General features: G+C 71.0%; 13 protein-coding genes and 1 pseudogene. 4 read left to right on the top strand and 10 right to left on the bottom strand.

The window, feature by feature from the left end:
• Positions 1-60: 60 nt before the first annotated feature.
• The 3 genes from ACFYYF_RS31825 to ACFYYF_RS31815 all read right to left on the bottom strand — a co-directional run bounded on the left by ACFYYF_RS31825 (position 61) and on the right by ACFYYF_RS31815 (position 3,144).
• Complete coding sequence (locus ACFYYF_RS31825) at positions 61-420, bottom strand: hypothetical protein (protein ID WP_388780938.1); 360 nt, start codon at positions 418-420, stop codon at positions 61-63.
• 675 nt (positions 421-1,095) lie between these two features.
• Positions 1,096-2,037: an SMP-30/gluconolactonase/LRE family protein gene (locus tag ACFYYF_RS31820; RefSeq protein ID WP_388781002.1), complete on the bottom strand. Its 942-nt coding sequence runs from the start codon at positions 2,035-2,037 to the stop codon at positions 1,096-1,098.
• Between the two features lie 222 nt (positions 2,038-2,259).
• Positions 2,260-3,144, bottom strand: a complete 885-nt coding sequence (locus tag ACFYYF_RS31815) for a helix-turn-helix domain-containing protein (protein WP_388780937.1) — start codon at positions 3,142-3,144, stop codon at positions 2,260-2,262.
• Positions 3,145-3,280: 136 nt separating this feature from the next.
• Between ACFYYF_RS31815 and ACFYYF_RS31810 the strand changes: the two genes are divergently transcribed.
• A complete protein-coding gene (locus ACFYYF_RS31810; protein WP_388780936.1) occupies positions 3,281-3,817 on the top strand; it encodes an SRPBCC family protein in 537 nt (178 codons plus the stop codon).
• A gap of 245 nt (positions 3,818-4,062) precedes the next feature.
• On the opposite strand, the pseudogene ACFYYF_RS31805 reads toward ACFYYF_RS31810, so the two are convergent.
• Both ACFYYF_RS31805 and ACFYYF_RS31800 read right to left on the bottom strand, forming a co-directional pair.
• Positions 4,063-4,119, bottom strand: a pseudogene (locus ACFYYF_RS31805) (hypothetical protein); the annotation flags it as partial.
• A 254-nt stretch (positions 4,120-4,373) separates the two neighbouring features.
• A complete protein-coding gene (locus ACFYYF_RS31800; RefSeq protein WP_388780935.1) occupies positions 4,374-5,267 on the bottom strand; it encodes a PIG-L deacetylase family protein in 894 nt (297 codons plus the stop codon).
• A gap of 196 nt (positions 5,268-5,463) precedes the next feature.
• Between ACFYYF_RS31800 and ACFYYF_RS31795 the strand changes: the two genes are divergently transcribed.
• Positions 5,464-7,770: a helix-turn-helix domain-containing protein gene (locus ACFYYF_RS31795; RefSeq protein WP_388780934.1), complete on the top strand. Its 2,307-nt coding sequence runs from the start codon at positions 5,464-5,466 to the stop codon at positions 7,768-7,770.
• 614 nt (positions 7,771-8,384) lie between these two features.
• Here the strand turns inward: ACFYYF_RS31795 and ACFYYF_RS31790 are convergent.
• The 3 genes from ACFYYF_RS31790 to ACFYYF_RS31780 all read right to left on the bottom strand — a co-directional run bounded on the left by ACFYYF_RS31790 (position 8,385) and on the right by ACFYYF_RS31780 (position 12,411).
• Positions 8,385-9,899, bottom strand: coding sequence for an endonuclease/exonuclease/phosphatase family protein (locus tag ACFYYF_RS31790; protein WP_388780933.1), 1,515 nt, complete (start codon positions 9,897-9,899; stop codon positions 8,385-8,387).
• 372 nt (positions 9,900-10,271) lie between these two features.
• The gene (locus ACFYYF_RS31785) at positions 10,272-11,873 is read right to left on the bottom strand and encodes an SAM-dependent methyltransferase (RefSeq protein ID WP_388780932.1); all 1,602 of its coding nucleotides are present in this window, start codon (positions 11,871-11,873) and stop codon (positions 10,272-10,274) included.
• Positions 11,874-12,189: 316 nt separating this feature from the next.
• On the bottom strand, positions 12,190-12,411 hold the full coding sequence (locus ACFYYF_RS31780) for a hypothetical protein (RefSeq protein ID WP_388780931.1): 222 nt from the start codon (positions 12,409-12,411) through the stop codon (positions 12,190-12,192).
• A 126-nt stretch (positions 12,412-12,537) separates the two neighbouring features.
• Between ACFYYF_RS31780 and ACFYYF_RS31775 the strand changes: the two genes are divergently transcribed.
• Positions 12,538-12,813 carry a hypothetical protein gene (locus ACFYYF_RS31775; protein WP_388780930.1) on the top strand — a complete coding sequence of 92 codons (276 nt, stop codon included), beginning with the start codon at positions 12,538-12,540 and terminating at the stop codon, positions 12,811-12,813.
• Between the two features lie 846 nt (positions 12,814-13,659).
• Positions 13,660-14,874 carry a glycoside hydrolase family 3 N-terminal domain-containing protein gene (locus tag ACFYYF_RS31770; RefSeq protein ID WP_388780929.1) on the top strand — a complete coding sequence of 405 codons (1,215 nt, stop codon included), beginning with the start codon at positions 13,660-13,662 and terminating at the stop codon, positions 14,872-14,874.
• A 257-nt stretch (positions 14,875-15,131) separates the two neighbouring features.
• Here the strand turns inward: ACFYYF_RS31770 and ACFYYF_RS31765 are convergent, their stop codons facing one another.
• Together ACFYYF_RS31765 and ACFYYF_RS31760 are read right to left on the bottom strand one after the other, a co-directional pair.
• Positions 15,132-17,543 carry an ABC transporter permease gene (locus tag ACFYYF_RS31765; RefSeq protein ID WP_388780928.1) on the bottom strand — a complete coding sequence of 804 codons (2,412 nt, stop codon included), beginning with the start codon at positions 17,541-17,543 and terminating at the stop codon, positions 15,132-15,134.
• Positions 17,540-18,232 carry an ABC transporter ATP-binding protein gene (locus ACFYYF_RS31760; protein ID WP_388780927.1) on the bottom strand — a complete coding sequence of 231 codons (693 nt, stop codon included), beginning with the start codon at positions 18,230-18,232 and terminating at the stop codon, positions 17,540-17,542. The genes ACFYYF_RS31765 and ACFYYF_RS31760 overlap by 4 nt, the downstream gene beginning before the upstream one ends.
• Between the last annotated feature and the right edge of the window lie 101 nt (positions 18,233-18,333).

Raw genomic sequence — 18,333 nt, 5'->3', positions numbered from 1 at the left:
GACCGGCATGCGCCGGCCGGGCCCACACCGCTCGCAAGGGGTTCCCGTCGCAGTGGTGGCTCAGTGGTCGGAGTAGCTGAAGTCGCCCATGGTCCAGGCGCTGACCTCGGCGATCGCGACGCGGTACATCCCGCCCGTCTCCGGGATTCCGACCGTGCCCTGCAGGATCCGGGCGACATGGAAGTGCAGATACGCGGGCGGTCCGTCGCTTTTCGCAGGGGTGTCGAAGACGGCGGAGAACTCGCCCAGGCGGGCGGAATCCGTCAGCACGTCCGACACCCGCTGCCTCCACACCGCTTCGGGAGCCAGCCGACCGGTGATGACAGCACCACCGGTGACCACGGTCAGGGACATCTGGTTGCTCCGCCCGGACTCCACCAGGGTGGCGACGTCAACGAGCAGTTCGTCAGGCTTGGACATGGGAAAGATTGTATTGAGCGTTGCTATTCCAGGGTGAAAACGGCTTTGGTGATGACGCTCATACGGTTGGGACTGATGCGGATCCGCGGAAGATCCCCCATCCGGACAACAGGCCCCGCGTGAACGGCCGGTACCCGGCGCGCGGTGCCTGAGGGTCCTCCCACGGACCCACACCAAGCGACGTCGCCGCGGATCGACCGGAGGCTGTCCTGGTCGCCTTCACGCCGAAGGGCCCAGGTCACTGCGGTGACCTGGGCCCTTCGTTGCTGACCTGCTTGATCGACGTCTCGCTGTCCGACCTGGTCAGGGCTTCACTCGTCGTCGATGGCAACAACCATCGATCCCGAACCCTCCGTCAGACAGTCGTGTTCCGGAAAGCGGTCCACGTGCAGACGATCTCCTTGGTCCGCCCCCGAAGCGAATCCTTCGATACTGTCGGGGGGAAGAGCCAGAGCCTCCGGGCCACCCTGGAAATCGACGGAATCATCGTCTCCGGACGACGAGATCAAGATCTTCCCGTCGGCCGGAAGCAATCGCATTCAGGACAACGATCTGCTGTACGGGAACGGATTCACGACTCTCTCCAGGGAGAGTTCTCCGCGCCCGCTTCACAACTCGCGCCCTGGGGGCAGCAGGTCTGAGCGTGCCCAGGAGAGTGTGAGTGCACCGGTCGAATCACCGCGCAAGACCTTCGTCATCACGCCTCCGATTGTCGCTCACGCCCAAGTGGGCGAGGACGAGGTTGGGGTCCTCCGCGGTGAGGTAGGCGGCGCTCGCGACGTGCACGGTGTTGCCCCGCAGGGCTATGGAGGTCGGGCCCTGGAGGCCGTCGGCGGCGGTCAGGACGGTGGTGTGGGTGCCGTCGGGCCGGATCAGGGCGACCTGGTTGACGGTGTTGAGAGCGGCGATGATCTGGTCGCCGCGACCGGTGAAGGCGAAGTCGTCGATCCCGGTCAGGCCGGTTGCGGTGACCCGGGCGGTGCCGGGGCGTCCGTCGGTCAGGATCGGGATGCGGACGATGGTGCCCTTGTCGAGGTTGGTGGCCCAGAGCGCCCCGTTGTGGATCTTCAGGCCGTTGGCGCCGAGGAACCCGACGGGGGCCAGCGCCGGGTCGGTGGACCAGACGGTAGCGGTGCCGCCGGAGGCCGGAACACGCCAGATGGTGCCCAGGGCGGAGTCGGTGACGTACAGGGTGCGGGTACGGGGGTCCAGGGTCAGGCCGTTGGGCAGGCCGGCGGCGGGCAGGGCGGCGATGCGCTGCGGCAGGCCGCCCGGGCGCAGGCGCCAAATGCCGGTCAGGTCCGCGGTGCCGGTGGCGTACAGGAAGTACAGGGTGCCGTCCTGGGCGCGGGTGATGCCGGTGGTCAGGGGGAAGCCCAGCGCCGGGGTGTGGATGCCGGCGTCGGCGGGTGCGGGCATAGTGGCCAGGATCAGGATGCTGCCGCTGCGGGAGACAGCGGCGATCTGGCGGGCCTTGGCGAGGGTGACGTACGCGGTGCCGTCCGGGCTCAGGGCGATGTTCTCCGGCGTCTGACCCTTTGCCAGGTCGAAGTGCACGGCGGTACGGGCACACCCGAGCGGGTCGGAGACGGCCGACGCCGGGGCCGGTGCGGCCATCGCGACCGCGGCGGCGGTCAGCACGGCGGCTGACACGGCGGTCTTGGTGAACTTGGTGAACTTGGTGAACTTGGTGAACTTGGTGAACTTGGTGAACACGGTGTTCCTTCGTTGATTTCGGGCATGCGGCAGCGGCACGCCGGCACATGCGGGTGGAGAGTGGGAGGACACCCGGGCCGGAACGGCATCCGCGGGTGCCGGACGGGAGCCAGGAGTGCGGGGTCAGCCGGCGTTGAGCCGGCTGTCCGAACGGGCGGGGGCGGTCGGGGTGGTGGCCTGGGCCAGGAGTTCCAGGGCGGCTCGCGAGGGTGAGCCCGCCGCGGTGGTCGCGACGACGAGGCTGGGGCCCGGCCCCTGACTCAGGGTCTGCTGCGTCACGGTCAGTGAGCCGACCAGCGGGTGACGCATCTCGTACTGCGCGACCGTGCAGGCCTTGACCCGGTGGTCGGCCCACATCGAGGCGAAGTCCTCGCTCTTCGCACTCAGCTCACCCAGCAGCGTGTGCAGTGCGGCGTCCTGCGGGTACTGGCCTGCCACCAGGCGCAGATTCCCCACCACCGCCCTGGCCTTGCCCGGCCAGTCCGCGTACAGATCGCGGGTGTGGGCGTCGAGGAAGACCAGCCTGGCCATGTTGGGGCGCTGCGCCGGTACGTCCGGGGCACCGGGGTCAAGGTGTCCGGCGAACAGCGCGTGGCCCATCCGGTTCCACGCCAGGACGTCACTGCGCCGGCCGAGCACGATCGCGGGGACGTGCCCGAGCGTGTCCAGCAGCTGGGCGGTGGGCTCGGTCAGGTGCTCCGGCGCGGGACGCCGCCGGCTGCGGGGCTTGGCCGTTCGGGCCAGGTCGTGCAGGTGCCGGCGCTCGGACTCGTCCAGCCGCAGGGCCCGGGCGATCGCGTCCAGCACCTCCGGTGAGGCGCCCAGTGAGTGCCCCTGCTCCAGGCGCGTGTAGTAGGAGGCGCTCACCCCCGCCAGCAGTGCCAGCTCCTCGCGGCGAAGACCCGGCACCCGACGGCGCTCCCCGTAGGTGGGCACGCCGGCCTCCTCGGGGCGCAGCTGCGAGCGCCGCGTCCGCAGGAAGTCCCCCAGCTGTGATGTCCCGTTCATGGCAACGAGTATGTGCCGACCCCGTGACGCACAGCCTCTCCCAGCCGGGGATAGGCACCAGGGGGACTGGCTCCCCGGCCCGAGCGGCGATGAGCTGAGTTCCCACCGCATCCCGCACTCGCACAGGAGGAACGCTTTGAGCAGCACGACCCGCGAACACGACCCCTTCGAGACCTTGAACGCGGCAGATTTCACCTTCACCAGGCGCGCATGGGTCGACGCCGCCCCCGTACAGGTCTACGACCTCATCAGCGACGTGTCCGCCATCCACCGGTGGAGCCCCGACGCCACCGACGTCGCCTTCGACCAGGACGCCGGCCCCCTGACGGGCGCCTGGTTCAGCGGCCGCAACCACAGGAACGGCAAGCAGTGGACCACCCGCTCCCAGATCACGCGGGCCGAACCCGGCACCGCCTTCATCTTCGTCGTCGGCGGCGCCGAGGACGGCATCGTGCGATGGAGCTGGACCTTCGCGCCCCAAGGACGCGGAACCGTCGTCCGGCAGTCATGGCAACTCCTGCGCCTCGACCCGGTGCTGGGCACCACGCTCGGCGACCTCGACGCGCTGAGCGACTACATGGCGGACAGCGCCGAAACCACACTGGCAGCCCTCGCCCAATGGATCGCCGAGGAACGCCACCCCGACACCGCCCTCAGCCGGCCGAGGGCATGATGTCCGGTTCGTCCAACCGCTGCTGCCTCTTCGGCCGGTGGCGGCGGAGATCTGGTGGGCTCGGACGACGGTCGAGTCGATCTGGACCGGTCAGTCGGTGTCGCCGACCGCGTCGGCCCGGGCCTGGATCTGCTGCAGGGTCCGGGTGAACACACCGCCCAGGGCGTAGCGGCGGAAGCGGGTGACACGATCCTCCACGGGCTGTGACGGGCCGGCAGGTCGCGCCAGGAGATCCCGGTGCGGATCGTGCCGATCACGCCATTGATGATCTTCCGGTCCTCGGCGCGAGGTCGGCCCGTCACGGCTCGCGGGATCAGTGGAGCGAGTAAATCCCCGTCGCGATCTGTGAGTTCATGGCGGCGCAACACACCCACCGTGATCCATTACGAGACGATCCCTGATGACGGACCCTCAAGCCGAACCCCAGCCGGCAGCACGCCCTCACGGCGGCGGCCCCATCCCCGGGACCGCCGCCGCGGTGTTCCCTGACAGGCACGCCCCCCTCCGCGCGACCTCGGCCGGAAGGTGTCCGCCGCGGTCGCGCCCCGTGCGGCGGTCAGTCGATCTTGCCCGGCCGGTAGTCGGACGGCAGCGTGCACACGAACTCGCGAGGATCGTTGTGCGCGTTCTCCAGCCAGTCCGGGACGCTGTGGTAGCCGAGGGCGTACAGATTCCGGCTGGGAGCCCAGGTGTTGTAGGCGTAGATCGAGTTCCGCTTGATCGCCATGTGGGCGCTGGGGATGTTCAGCACGTACGAAGCGCCGTCCGCGCGCCGGTCCCGGGGGAGGACGTAGGCGTAGATGTGGTGGAAGCGGACGTCCGAGATCACGCGGTCGTTCATCAGCCGGTAGGCCGCGTCACTGGAGGCCTTGTGGGCGGCCGTGCGGTCCAGCCACCCGGCGGAGAACTTGTGCGAAGCGCCCGGGTACTGCTCCGCGAGGGACTTCACCTTGGTCGTGATGCGGCTCACGAGCCTGTTGTAGCCCTCGACGGAACCATCGTCGGGGATCTTGAAGTTGATGACCTTGTCCACGCCCAACACCTTGGCGGAGGCCATGAACTCGGCCGTCCGGGCGGCGACGATCTTGCTGGTACCGTCGGTCGGCCAGGACAGGCCGTGGTGTCCGCCCGCCGCGCAGGGGTGCGGACTGCTCCACGTGGTCAGCGGGCACGGGTCGGCGTTCATCCGCTGGGCCAGATCGGGGTTGGCGCCATCGGTCACCAGGACGAGGTAGACGGGCCGGCCGGCCGCCTTGTGTTCCAGGATCGACCCGGCCAGACCGATCGCGTCGTCGTCCTGGTGGGGCGCGTAGAAGATGGCGGGCTTGGCGGCGGCCGAGGCGGCGGGCGCCCACCTCGTCTGGCTCGCCACGGCCGCGGCGGTCAGTGCCCCCGCCGCCAGGACGGTGCGCCTGGAGAGCGCGGCGGACTGCTGGTTGGTGTCGGTCATGTGGGATTCCCCGATGGTCGGTGGTTCGCGCACGGACGCGGCCGTGTGCGAGGGGAGGGTTGGTCGGTCCCTCGCCCGCCTCGAGTGGACCACTCGCCGCGTCGGCGGCCCAGGCGGTTCCTCCGGCAGAAGTGGCGTCCGCGATACTTCTGCCGGAGGCTCGCACCCGGACGAGCCGGGAGCGGGGGCATCGACCGTGGCCAGTGACACGCCCGCCGCAGGCGATTTCGGGCAGCAGTTACGCGCGCTGCGGACCGGTGCCGGGCTCAGCCAGGAGGCGCTCGCACACGCCTGTGGGGTGAGCGTGCGCGCGCTCGCGGACATGGAGCGGGGCAGGACGCGCGGTCCGCAGCGCCGCACCGTGCAGGCACTGGCCGCGGGGCTCGCGCTGGACGAGGCGGCCGCCCGGCGGCTGGAGCGGGCCGCCGCGCCGGGTCGGCCACGCCCCCGGACGGCCTCCGCACCCGCCGCCCCCCACGCCCTCGCCCTGCCGCGCGACATCCAGGACTTCACCGCCCGCGGCCCGGCCCTCGCCCGGCTGTGCGACCTCGCCGACCGGGCCGGCGCCGCCCGTGCGGTGGTGAGCGTCGTCGCGGGCCAGCCGGGGCTCGGCAAGACCGCGTTGGCGGTGCACGCAGCCCACCGGCTGGCGCCGCGTTTCCCCGACGGGCAGTTCGCCGTCGACCTGCACGGCATGGATCCCGAGCCCGTGGCGCCGTACGACGTCCTGGGCAGGCTGCTGCGGGCGGCGGGTGTCGCCGACGGTGCGGTCCCGGTCGGCACGGACGACCGGTCCGGCCTGTGGCGGTCCGTGCTCCGTGACCGGCGAGTGCTCCTGCTGCTCGACAACGCGGCCGACGAGTCGCAGGTCCGCCCCCTGCTCCCCGGCACCGGGCCGTCGCTGACGGTCGTCACCAGTCGGCACGCCCTGGCGGGCCTGGAGTCGGTCCACCGCGTCGACCTGGCCCTGCTGCGCCGTGAGGAAGCCGTCGAGCTTCTGTCCCGAATCGTCGGGCCGGAGCGGGTCCGGGCCGAGGCACAGGCAGCCCGTGACCTGGCCGAGTTGTGCGGACACCTGCCGCTCGCCCTGCGGATCGTGGGCCAGCGGCTGCTGAGCAGGCCGCACGAGCGCCTCGGCAAGCTCGTCAGCCGACTCGCCGCCGAGGGCCGCCGTCTGGACACCCTGCGGGCCGGGAGCCTCGGGGTGAGCGCCGCCTTCGCCCTGTCGTACGCCCAGCTCCGCCCCGAGGCGCGCGCGTTCCTGCGCCGGGCCTCCCTCGCCGCCGGACCCGATTTCAGCCCCGCGACCGGCGGGCTCCTGGCCGGTCTGTCCTGCGCCGACGCGACCGTCTGCGCGGAGGAACTGACCGACGCCGGGCTGCTGCACAGCGACCCCGTCGGCGAGCGCTACCGGTTCCACGACCTGCTCAGGCTCTACGCCGCCGAGCGGCTGGCGGCGGAGGACGGACCCCGGGTCCGCGAGGCGGCGCTGGACCGGACCGACCGGTGGGTGCTGCGCCGGGCCACCGCGGCCGCCCTCCGCTTCGACGTGGAGCACCACCAAGACGCCCCGCACGGCGACCCCGCCCCCGACGGGGCGCCCGCCGACCGCGAGGAGGCGCGGGCCTGGCTGGAGGCCGAACGCTTCCAGTGGCTGGCCGCGCTGCGCCGCGCCCACGAGACCGGGCTCCACCGGCAGGTCGTGGACACCGCCGAGGCGATGCACTGGTTCTCCGACCTCAACCAGCACTGGGAGCAGTGGGTGGAGGTGTTCCGCCGCTCCGCCGACGCGGCCCGCGCGCTGGGCAGCAGGCGGCTGGAGGCGGTCCACCTGAACTACCTGGCCTGGGCGTACAACCTCTGCGTCCACGATCCCCGGGCCGCCCTGGAGACCGCCGACGCCGCGCTCGCCGCGGCCCGTGACGGCGAGGACGGGCTCCAGACGGGCTGGGCCCTGGGGTACGGCGCCGGGGCGCTGCACCGGCTGGGCCTGGTGGAGGAGGCCCTCGCGCGCATGCGTGAGGCCGCCCGCAGCTTCGGCGCGCAGGACTCCCCGCAGGCCCGCCCGGCCGAGCTGTCCCTCCTCAACGCCCTCGGCGGCTACCTGCGGCAGGCCGGGCGGCCGGCGGAGGCCCTCGGCATCCACCGCCGCTGCGAGCGGATCTGCGACGCCGGTCCTCCGGGGCTGCCCGACGAGCTGATCGCGACGTACCGCGCCGTCGCCCGGCAGCAGATCGGCAACGACCTGGCCGCCCTGGGCCGCCGGCACGAGGCGGAAGCGCCGCTGCGCAGCGCCCTGGCCCATTTCCAGGACCTGCGCATGCCCGCCTGGGCCGAGCCGACACGGCTCGACCTGGGCCTCGTCCTCGGCGCGCTGCGCCACCCGGAGGCCCGTGAGACGCTGCTCGCCGCCCGCGACGCCCTGGCCGCGCTGGGAAACCCACGCCAGGCGGAGGCCGTCACCGCCCTCGCGGCCCTCGACGAACCGGTCGCCGGGGCCTGAACCGCCACGGTCCCGGATACTCGGGGCCTGGGTCCTCGGCGCCGCCGGGCACGCGCCCCCGCTCTCCGGTGCGGCGAGAGCCGGGGCGGTCGGTCCACCTCGTTCCACGCCTGGCCTCCGCACCGCCAACCGACGCACGGCCCCAGGTCGACGCGCGGGGTGCGGAAGCGGCAGCGGCCTGTGGAGCAGTGGACAGGGCGGTCGCGAGGACGACGGCGACGGCGGCCGCCGTGGTGAGCAGACGTCGGGTCAGGTGCATCCACCGGTCAACCCCCGCTCCCCGCCCGCCCGGTCACGGCCCCCTCCCAAGACCACCTGCCAGGGACAGCCGAGCATGTCGCCGGCCCCGCCCGCGCGCTGCCCCCGCCTACGTGCGGAACTGGGGGCACGGGTCGCTGATCCCCGGCCCCCATGTGCGGCGGAGCTGCCCACGCCGTGCGGCCAGGTCCGCGGCGAGGTGCGTGCGGATGGCACCCGGCGCTGCGGCGAGAGCGTCCGCGGCGATGCATGCTTCGTGCTCTTCCGGGCTGCCGCCTTTCGGTACCGCGCGGACCAGTGGGACCTTGGTCCGGAACGCCTGCGGGGCGTTGCGGACCAAGGTCGCGTCACTGCTCTCAGAATTGGAAGCGTGCCTTGATCGGATAGTGGTCCGAATTTCCGGCGTCAGCAACCACGTTGCACGGTGAGATGTCCGCGGAGGGCGGACCGAACAGGTAGTCGATCTTGATTTTGCGATTGTCCAACGGCTTGGTGACCTGACCGTCGCGAGGCCGCGTGCTCGACTGCCCCTCGTCGCATTCCTTGTCCGCCGCGTAAGCGGAGTCCATGACGGTGTGGGGCGTGTCCGTCGAGGCGGAGTCCGAGGGGACGGAGTTGAAATCGCCGCCGTAGACGGTCCGATAGCCGTCCGGAGTGTACGAATGGACGATGTTCTGCAGCAGTGCGGCCTGCTCCAGGCGCTTCACTCCGTGCGGGTCATCTTCTGCCGCGCCGGAGCTGAAGTGGACCCCGCAGAACTGCAGGGCCTGAGCCGGAAGCACAGCGCACAGAGCGGTCCGCTGTTCCATCCGCGTCCACACTTCCTTCCCCTCTTTGTTGACGATGGTCTGGTTCTGCGGCGAGGGAAGGTCGTACGACGTGTACCAGACGTTGGAGTCGGGCACCGCGAGGGCGATGCCGTAGGCACCTCGGTCCTCTGACCCGACCTTGGTTCTGTTGCAGGTCTTGGCGGCCTTCGAGGACGAACCGTCGATGGTGTACTTGATGGGGGCGAAGCGTACGTCCCATCCGGTGCCCGTCTTGCTCTCCAGCGCCTGCTCGATCGCCTTGGCGTGCGACTCGCAGAGTTCCTGGAGGAAGAGGGCGCGGTATTGCTTCGCATCCTCTCTGGAACCCAGCCGGTCGGAGATCTGGCTCCCCAGGTCCGTGCCGCCCACCCCGTTGTTCAGGCACTCTGTGTTGTTGTTGGCGCAGACGTTCCACGACATCACGCGGAAGTCGGCCGCCGGCGCGGGAGAAGCGGGGTCAGGGCGTCCCCCTTCGTCACTCGCGTTCTCCTCGCCGAGGAAGACGAGCTCGAACTTCTGCCAGGACCCGACCGAGTCACCCCGTGCCCGCAGCAGTCCCTTGTCGTCTCCGGGGTCGTACATCTCGGCGGTCACGTACTTGTAACCGTCATTCGTCCAGGCCTTCAGAGCGTACGTACCGTCCGCCTGCCTCTCGAGGTGGAGTTCTTCCCATTCGCCGACGTTCGAACTCCGGGCCCGGAGCAGATTCTGATGGCTACCGGAGTCGTTCCGCTCGGTCGCGACGTAGTTGCCGTTCGCCTCCGAACGCAGAGTGGCGGTCCACCCCTTGTCGTGGGTGTGCAGCGTGAACTTCTCCCACGATCCCAGCTCTGCGGGAGAGTCCGCGAACTTGCGCGCACGGAGCATGCCCTCGCGGTCACCGCTGTTCGTGACTTCCGCAGACACGTAGAGGCCGTCAGCGCCCACGGACCTGAGCGCGTACTTGTCGCCGGCCGTGACGGGCACCGGCCGCGCTTCCGCATGCGCCTGCACGGCCGACATGGCGATCACCGCGAACAGCGCGGTGCACAGCGTTGCTAAACGGCCTATTATCCGTCTCATTTACCCCTGCCTAAGAAAGTGAACAATCAAAACGCGCACGGTACGGCACCGCCCCCGGCGGCGAGCGAGACCGCGAACGGCCACAGGTCGACGGACAGCGTCCGTGAACCCTGCGAGTTCACCAGATCACGGCCGAACGCCGGTCCATGCGGAGACCACGCGGTGCCGCGCCCCGGCTGACGGGCCCGGCACGGTGGATCTTTCGTTCAAGACGACTGCCGACCCCCGGAGACGGTTGCGCCGCAGCTCGATCTTTTTCGATCCGGCCCAACTCCCGGGAGCCTGCGCGCCGCGGGCGCGACGGGGCCGGGCCCGGGCTCCTGGGTGGAGTCCGGGCCCGGCCTTGTCGTGCGGCGCCCGGCGTCGGAGGGCTCAGTTTCGGGACGCGATCACCCTGGCGAGGGTCAGCAAGCCTCCCGTGTCAGCGACGATCGGGTCCTCCTTGGCCGGACCGGTTGTCCACTCCAAGTCGGCGAACTCCGCACAGGCGCGGTTCCACAGCAGCCACTCCCGCCAACCGTCCTCCAAGGCGTCCGCCGTCTCCACCGTGACCACCCCGCTGCGCTCCCAGGTCCCCCGCCACCATTGAGCGGTCCGGAACGTCCAGAAGTCCGCGTCGGCCGCCCACCGCGACAAATGCTCCGGCACCGGCTCCGCGTCGAGGTCGTCCCGGGTGCCCGGTGCCGCCATCGCGATCTGCCCGCCGGGCCGCACGCACCGTGCCAGCGTCGGCAGGTAGCGGACGTCCGTCCCGAAGTAATGGTAGGCATCCACACTCACGACCGCGTCGAAGTAGCCGTCGGCGAAGGGCAGTTCATGCGCCTCGACACGCAGCGGCGCCACCGATCCCGCGCCTGTGCCGGCCTCACGCACGCGCCTCCAGTTCTCCCCCGGTCCGATCCAGAGGTCCGCCGCCGTGACCTGCACGCCGAACTCGCGGGCCAGGAACACCGAGGTGAGAGCCGTCCCGCAGCCGAGGTCGAGCACCCGCATGCCCGGCTCCAGCCGCATCGCGCCGGTGAGCCACTCCATCAGCCACAGCGGGTGCGGTCCCATCACGTTGGCCATGACCCACACCGGGTCGTATGCCGCGCTCCGCGGATACTGCGGCAGCGTCAACCGCTCGGCCAGCAGACCGGGTTCGGCGACGGGCGGCTTCCACAGCGAGGTCCGCCCGCCACCGTCCCCGACTGCTTCCGTCTCCGGCTTCCGGGCGACGATCCGGGCGAATCCCAGTGTCCGTCCCAAGTCCGCTCGCAGCATCGCGGCGACGCCGGCCGAGCCACGCTCGGGGTCGGCCCCGAGGACCGCCTCCTCCCAGGCGAGCCAGTTCGCCGCGCCGTCCCGGAGGAGGTCCGCACGGTCGACGGCCACCTGTCCCGAGGACTCCCAGAGCCGCCGCCACCATTGGGGGGTGTGCCAGCCGTTGTAATCCCAGTCCCACCACGGCGCGAGGTGCTCGGGCACGTGTCCGTCCAGCTCCTGTACGGTGCCCGGGGTGACGACGCCGATCTGTCCACCGGGCCGGACGAACCGCAGCAGGGACGGCAGGAACCAGTGGTCCGTGCCGAAGTACTCGTAGGCGTCGACGCAGACCACCGCGTCGAAGTACTCCTCGGCGAATTTCAGGTCGTGCGCGTCGACGCGCAGCGGGACGACCGAGTCCTCGACGCCGGCCGCGCGGATCCGCTCCCAGTTCTCGGACGGGTCGATCCACAGGTCCGCGGCGGTGACGTGCACGCCGTATTCGCGGGCGAGAAAGACGGAGGTCAGGGCGCGCCCGCAGCCGAGGTCAAGAACGCGCATGCCGGGACGGAGGTCCATCGCGGCGGTCAGCTCATCGACGAGCCAGAGGGCATTGGGCCCCATCTGGTTCTCGAGTACCCACTCGGCCGGGTAGGCGGCGGCGCGAGGTGCAGCGTCGACGGCGATGAGGTCCTGAAAATCTGTCAGGTCGAACGAAGAGTCGCTCATGGCGAGAGAAGGGTTCCTTGTCGAGAGATCAAGGACCCGGAGAACTGAACGGACGAAGGGTCGCTGCGTCAGCCCCGGGCCCGGAAGGCGGGGATGGCGGAAGCACTGCACACGGCAGCACCGAACCCGACGGTCATCAACCCACCTCCTCACGCCTCGAACAGCTCCCAGACCGACGTCGCGCACAGTACCAGACCGCCGTGGGAAGTGCGGGTGGAGTCACTGACGGCGGCGGCGAAGGTTGGGCCGGCCCGCCCAGACCCCGCGTACGGGCCACAGCTGATGATCTTGCCCCTGCTCCGAGTGGTGGGGGGCCTCAGGTGTGCAGATGCAGGGTCGTGCGCGGTGAGATTTTGTAGGTGCCGCGGTAGTGGGCGGCGAAGTGGCCGGGCCAGGAAAAGCCCCGGTGGGCGGCGATCCGGGCGATGGCCGTGGTGCGAGGGTCGGCGGCGAGCAGATCGCGGTGGGCGCCTTCCGTACGGGTGCGGCGCAGGTGAGCCCAGGAACTGTCCGAGGCCTGAATCTGCCGTCGGCTCATCCCACCCGACCAGGATGCGGGCATGCCATCGCCTGGGGTCGCTCCGGAACGCCGTCACGCGGGAACGGGATCGGCCGGCCCGGTGCCGGCACGAGCGGATCGGCTCATCAGTGCACTGTCGTGGTGGTGGGTGTCCGCGCCCCTCCTGTTGTCCGCCCCGGCGATCACGCGCGCCCTGGGGTGCCGGGCGCCCGGCGAGAGGTCAACCGGGTCTTCGGCGTGATGGCCCTGCTCGCCACCGTGCTCGCTCCGGCGGCGGGGCTTGTGGTGGCTCAGGTCCGGGGCCGGCGAAAGGCACGCGGGCGGTTCCTGGCCATGGCCACGGTGTCCAGCGGGCTGGTCCTCGCCGTCTTGCTCTTCACCGTACTGTTCCCCGAGTGCCCCGACGGGTACCACTGCTGAGCACCGACCGCCTCATGTCCGCCGGGCGCGGGTGCCCGTCGCGGAGGATCGCCCGGCCGGGTATCCCGTCGGGCCCGCTATCTCCTGGCGAGGTGCCGGAGTTGCCGCTCGTGCGCCCCCGGCAGTCAGTCCTTGCCGGACGTGGCCGAAAGCCCAGTCTCGGGTCGCCGGGGGCCTGGGCGTCACGCAGGGCTTGTACGTACGCGCGATCCTGGGCGATCCGCGCGCACCTCATCGCCTCGGCCGACGAACCCGTGGCCGGGGACGACGACGGCGTTGCTCCGCACGAACTCGCTCTCATGGATCAGCACACCGTCCGCGACCTGCTTCAGCACGGGGGCTCCCTCCGCTCGTGACGTGCGTCCGCTCCTCGTGACCGTAGTCGCCGCCGAACACTTTCCTCGACATCTGCGGGGCCGAATCCAGCGGTTCCCGCGTGGACGCGGGGCGGGCACCGGACGCATGCGGTTCTAGGGGCCAGCGGGGGCGCGGCGGCGGAGTCCGGGGTCTACGACAGGGGAGCCCATGGGTCTACGACCGGGGGCGCAGGGCCTGCGGCCGGGGAGCACGGGGCCTAAGACCGGGGAGCACGGGGCCTAAGACCGCGGAATCCAGGGCCTGCCGGGGATCGGTGGAAGTCCCCGATCACCCCCACTACCCTTATGGGGAGATATGCGCCGTTTTCGGTGACGCGACGAGCTTCGGCACAGCGCACGTGTCGGGGCCGTGCAAGGCAGCGCCACACGCTCGGATCCCGGCCATGTGCGCGGAGGTAAGCTGTACACGGCAACTGACTACCCGCTCAAGATACAAGCGGTCCCCACCAGGCACCCTCGGAGTATCTTCATGGCATCGCACCAGTCGCCCACCCACCGCTCCGGCGTCAGTCGACGTGTCTGGCTCGCCTCGGCGCTGGCTGTGTCTCTCGCGGCGGCGGGAGTGGGAGGTGTGCAGGTCTCCCGGGCGGCCACGATCGATCCCTCCACTCCGGCGTCGAAGCTCGCGGCGTCCACGTGCGCCGACAGGACCTACTCGGCGATGACGTCCGCGCAGCGGGTCGGCCAGCTGTTCATGGGAGGGGTCACGCCGTCCGCTCCGGACAGCAGCCGGATCGCCCTCATGCAGCAGTACCACGTCGGCTCGGTGTTCCTCGCCGGGCGCAGCAAGGCCGGGACGACGGCGACCAAGTCCGTTGTCGACGGCCTTCAGGCGAAGGCGGACACCGTGGCCGGGCATCGGGTGGGCCTGCTGGTGTCGACCGACCAGGAGGGCGGACAGGTACAGGTGCTGTCCGGCCCCGGTTTCTCGACCATCCCGAGTGCGCTGACGCAGGGGACGTGGACGACGACGAACCTGCAGAGCGAATCGGCCGGGTGGGCCAAGGAGCTCAAGTCGGCCGGCGTGAACCTGAACCTCGCGCCCGTCGCGGACGTCGTGCCGGCGAGCCTGGGCACGGCCAATCCTCCGATCGGCAAGTTCAACCGCGAGTTCGGTCATACCGCCGCGGTCGTGGCCCCGCACAGCGACGCGTTCCTCAAGGGCTCCCTGCAGTCCGGGGTCCTGGCCACGCTCAAGCACTTCCCCGGACTCGGCTACGTCCGTGGGAACACCGACACCACGGCAGGCGTCGTGGACACGGTGACGACGAGCACGAGTTCGAGCATCACGCCGTTCAAGTCCGGGATCCAGGCCGGGGCGCCGTTCGTGATGATCTCCTCCGCGACGTACAGCAAGATCGACCCGAACAACCGGGCCGCGTTCTCCTCGAAGGTGATCCAGACGTTGCTGCGCAAGGACCTCGGGTTCAAGGGCGTGGTCATCTCTGACGATCTCGGGAACGCCGTGGCGGTGAAGGCCGTGGCCCCCGGCGACCGCGCGGTCAAGTTCCTCTCGGCGGGCGGCGACATGGTCCTGACGGTCGAACCGAACCTGATCCCGGCCATGACCAAGGCGGTGCAGAGCCGGATGACCCAGAGCTCGACCTTCAGCACCCAGGTCAGCCAGAGCGTCCACCGCATCCTGAACGCCAAGCAGAAGGCGGGCCTGCTCAACTGCGGTTGAGCGGTGCCGCGTCCAAGTACGAGCACGACAGCCGCCGTTGTGGAGCAGCCCGCCCACCACCGGCCCCTCGGCCGGTCAACCAGAGTGACGGCCATGGTGGACAGTCTGTGACGACATCGCGGTGACGCTCACGACCGCCCGGCGTCGGCTGCCGAGGAGCTGAAGCGTTCTCCGCGTAAGTGACGTGCGCCCCCGGGGCCGTGCGGTTCGCGCCCCCATGGCTCGGCGGGCACCGCACGGCGTCGCGGGCGCGTCGGTCACTCGGTGCGCAGGGCCGTGGCCGTGCGGACCTTGGCCGCCCATCCCGCCGGGGCCATCGCGCCAATGAGGGCGACGAGCACTCCGGCCAGTCCCAGCAGCACCAGTTGCGTGGCGTCGTACACGTCGAGGACCGAAGGCGGAAGGCCGGTGCCCGCGGCCTCTCCCATGACCGGCAGGACGTAGTCGTGCAGCGCGAAGCCGGCCGGGACCCCGATCAGTGCGCCGACGACGCCGATCCCGGCCACGGAGGCGAGCACGAGACTCACGGTCTGCCGCGGGGACATGCCGAGTGCCTTGCACACCCCCAGGTCGTGAACGCGCTCGCGGGTGTCGAGGACGACGGAGTTGAGCACGCCGAGGCCCGCCACGGAGACCAGCATCAGGGTGAGGAGCGCGGCCATGGCCTCCAGCAGGACGATCATGTTCTCCCCTTCCGGGGCGGACTCGGCGAAGGCGGCGCCGCCCAGCGGTTCGACCACCGCGGCGAGCTTCCGCGCGTAGTCGGCGGGCGAGACCCCCGGCTCGACCTCGATGTGGAAGGCCTCGGGCTTCGCCCGGGAGAAGCTGGCCAGGTCCGCGTGGACCCGCATGCCGTCGTCCGAGGTGTCGAAGGCCTCGCCGACGATGCGCAGGCTCACCGTCTCCTTCTGGAACGTCACCCGCACGGACTCGCCGATCCTGGTGCCGGTCCGCTCCAGGAAGTGGGTGGGAACGACGACCTGTCCGCGCCCGGTGATCCAGTGACCCGCGATCATCTCGTAACTGCCGGCACGGGAATCACCCTGGTAGAGGGTGGCGCGGACGGTGCCGGAGATCCCGGCCACCGTGGCGTCGCCCGTCGCCGTGCCGTAGTACGAGGCGGTGCCGGACTGCTTCGCGATCGCGGCGCGCACCGCGGCCGGATCGGCCGACGACTGCTGCTGGTTCGACCCCGAACCGGCCGGAGAGCGCCCGGAGTTGGCTGCGGGCGCCTTCTGCACCCGGCCGGGGCCGGGGCCCGAGCCCGCCCCGCTGATGGCCGTGACATCGGCGCTGTTCTCGGGATCCTGTGCGTTCGCCACCGCGTTGAGGGACTGCGTCAGTCCCACCGCGAAGGTCGCGGCCACGGTCCCGAAGGTCACGGCCAGCACCATGGCGATCGCGCGCACGGGATGCGCGAAGGGACTCGCGAGGCCGTACGTCACGGGTCGGGGCAGCGGGAGCCGCCCGGCCGCGCGGTGCGCCCACTGACCGCGCGTGGTGCGCGGCGCCCTGCCGACGGCAATGGCCTCGACCGTACGCAGCCTCCCGGCCCGTAGCGCGGGCACCAGCGCCGCCACCGCGACCACGAGGAGCGCGCCGGCGGGCACCACGACGTCCACCCACCAGGCCACCGACAGCGACACGGTTCCGTACACGGACTCGGTGTCGTTGAGCAGCGGCACGGCCAGCAGGTTGCCGAGGACGACACCCAGGGTGATGCCGGCCGCGGCGGGGATCAACGCCTGGGCCACGTAGGCCCGTACGACCTCGCGCGGGGTGAATCCGATGGCCTTGAGGATGCCGATCCGGCGCAGGCTGGTGCCGACGGCGCCGCTGATCACGCTGCCGACGATGATCACCGACATGACGATGCCGAGCACGCCGAACGCGAACAGGAACGGGATCGTCGCCGCCGCGCCCTGATCGGCGGCGCGCTTGGTGTCCAGCCAGGACTGGGTACCGACCAGCGCCCCGGCGGGCAGGGCGGCGGCGAGCTTCTTGCGGTCGGCGGTGATCTGCGCCTTCGTGGCCGCGGAGTCGAAGCGGTAGAGCATCTGGTTCGTGAGGCCGCTCTGTCCCGTGGCGAGGGCCCTGACCTGTGCGGGGGTCGCCCAGATGTCGGCGCTCCCGCTCGCGGACAGTGCGAAGCCGACGATGGTCAGCGTCTTCGCGTCCGCCGCGTCGGAACTCTGCAGGGTCGTGCCGAGCCTGAGATCCGGGCCTCCGAACGAGGCGGACAGCACGATCTCACCCGATGTGCTCGGCCACCGGCCCGACTTCAGGTCGAGTGCGTCCACGTCCTTGCCGGGACCGGACCGTCCGACGAGTGTCAGCGCGGGCAGGTGTCCGCCGCCCGGGCCGATCGGGTTGATCGTCGTGGTCGGGAACGGTCCCGCGCTCGCCGTGACCCCTTCCAGGCCCCGGGTGCCGCCGAGTTGGGCGGCGTCGGCCCGCTTCGGGTCGAGCTGGGCGGTGAGGTGCGCTCCGTGCTGCCGCGCGAAGGCGTGGTCGAAGGGAGCGTTGGTGGCGACCATCAGGGACCCCGCGACCACGGCCGAGGCCACCGCCATCATGGTGGCCACCGCGATCACCAGTGTCTGGACGCGCCGTCTGCCGACCCCGGAGCGCACGACCCGCCCGAGGGCACCGTTGCCGAACCCGGTCATCGGACGGCCTCCGCGTGCGTGTCGAGGGCGACCTTGCCGTCGACCAGATGGATCGTGCGCTGCGCGCACGCACGGGCCAGCTCCAGGTCGTGCGTCACCAGGACGACGGTCTGCCCGCCGCGGTGCAGATCCACGAGCAGGTCCCGGACCTCCTGCCCCGACGCGCTGTCCAGCGCACCGGTCGGTTCGTCGGCCAGCAGCAGTGCGGGCTTGTTCACCAACGCCCTTGCCACCGCGACCCGTTGGCGCTCTCCCCCGGACAACCGCCCAGGGTAGGCGAGGGCGTGCTTCTGGATTCCGAGCACCTCCATCAGCTCACCGGCACGCGTGGCCGCCGCCCGCCGGGCGGTTCCCGTCAGCTGAGCGGGGAGCTGGATGTTGTCGGCGACGGTGAGGTCGTCGAGCAGGTTGAAGAACTGGAAGACCATGCCGATCCGTTCGCGGCGGAAGCGGGCCAGCGCGTGCTCACCGAGCCGGTCGATGCGCTGCCCCGCCACCGTCACCGCGCCCTCGCTCGGCCGGTCCAGACCGGCGATGAGATTGAGCAGCGTGGACTTGCCGCTGCCGGACGGCCCCGTCACGGCCAGGGCCTCGCCCTGGGCCACGCCGAGATCGACCGGTCCGAGCGCCGCGGCGTCGGCGCCGCCGTACCGCTTGGCCACGCCCTCCAGTTCGATCACGTGATTCATGGGTGTCCGTCCTTCGTGGTCGGGATGCCGATGCCCTGTGCGGGCTCGATGAACGTACGGACGGAGACGGCGGCGGCGCGTCGGCCGTGGCACCGACATCC

The organism is Streptomyces sp. NPDC001914 (assembly GCF_042891215.1).
Lineage (GTDB): Bacteria > Actinomycetota > Actinomycetes > Streptomycetales > Streptomycetaceae > Streptomyces.
This window is presented reverse-complemented; position numbering and strand designations above follow the sequence as displayed.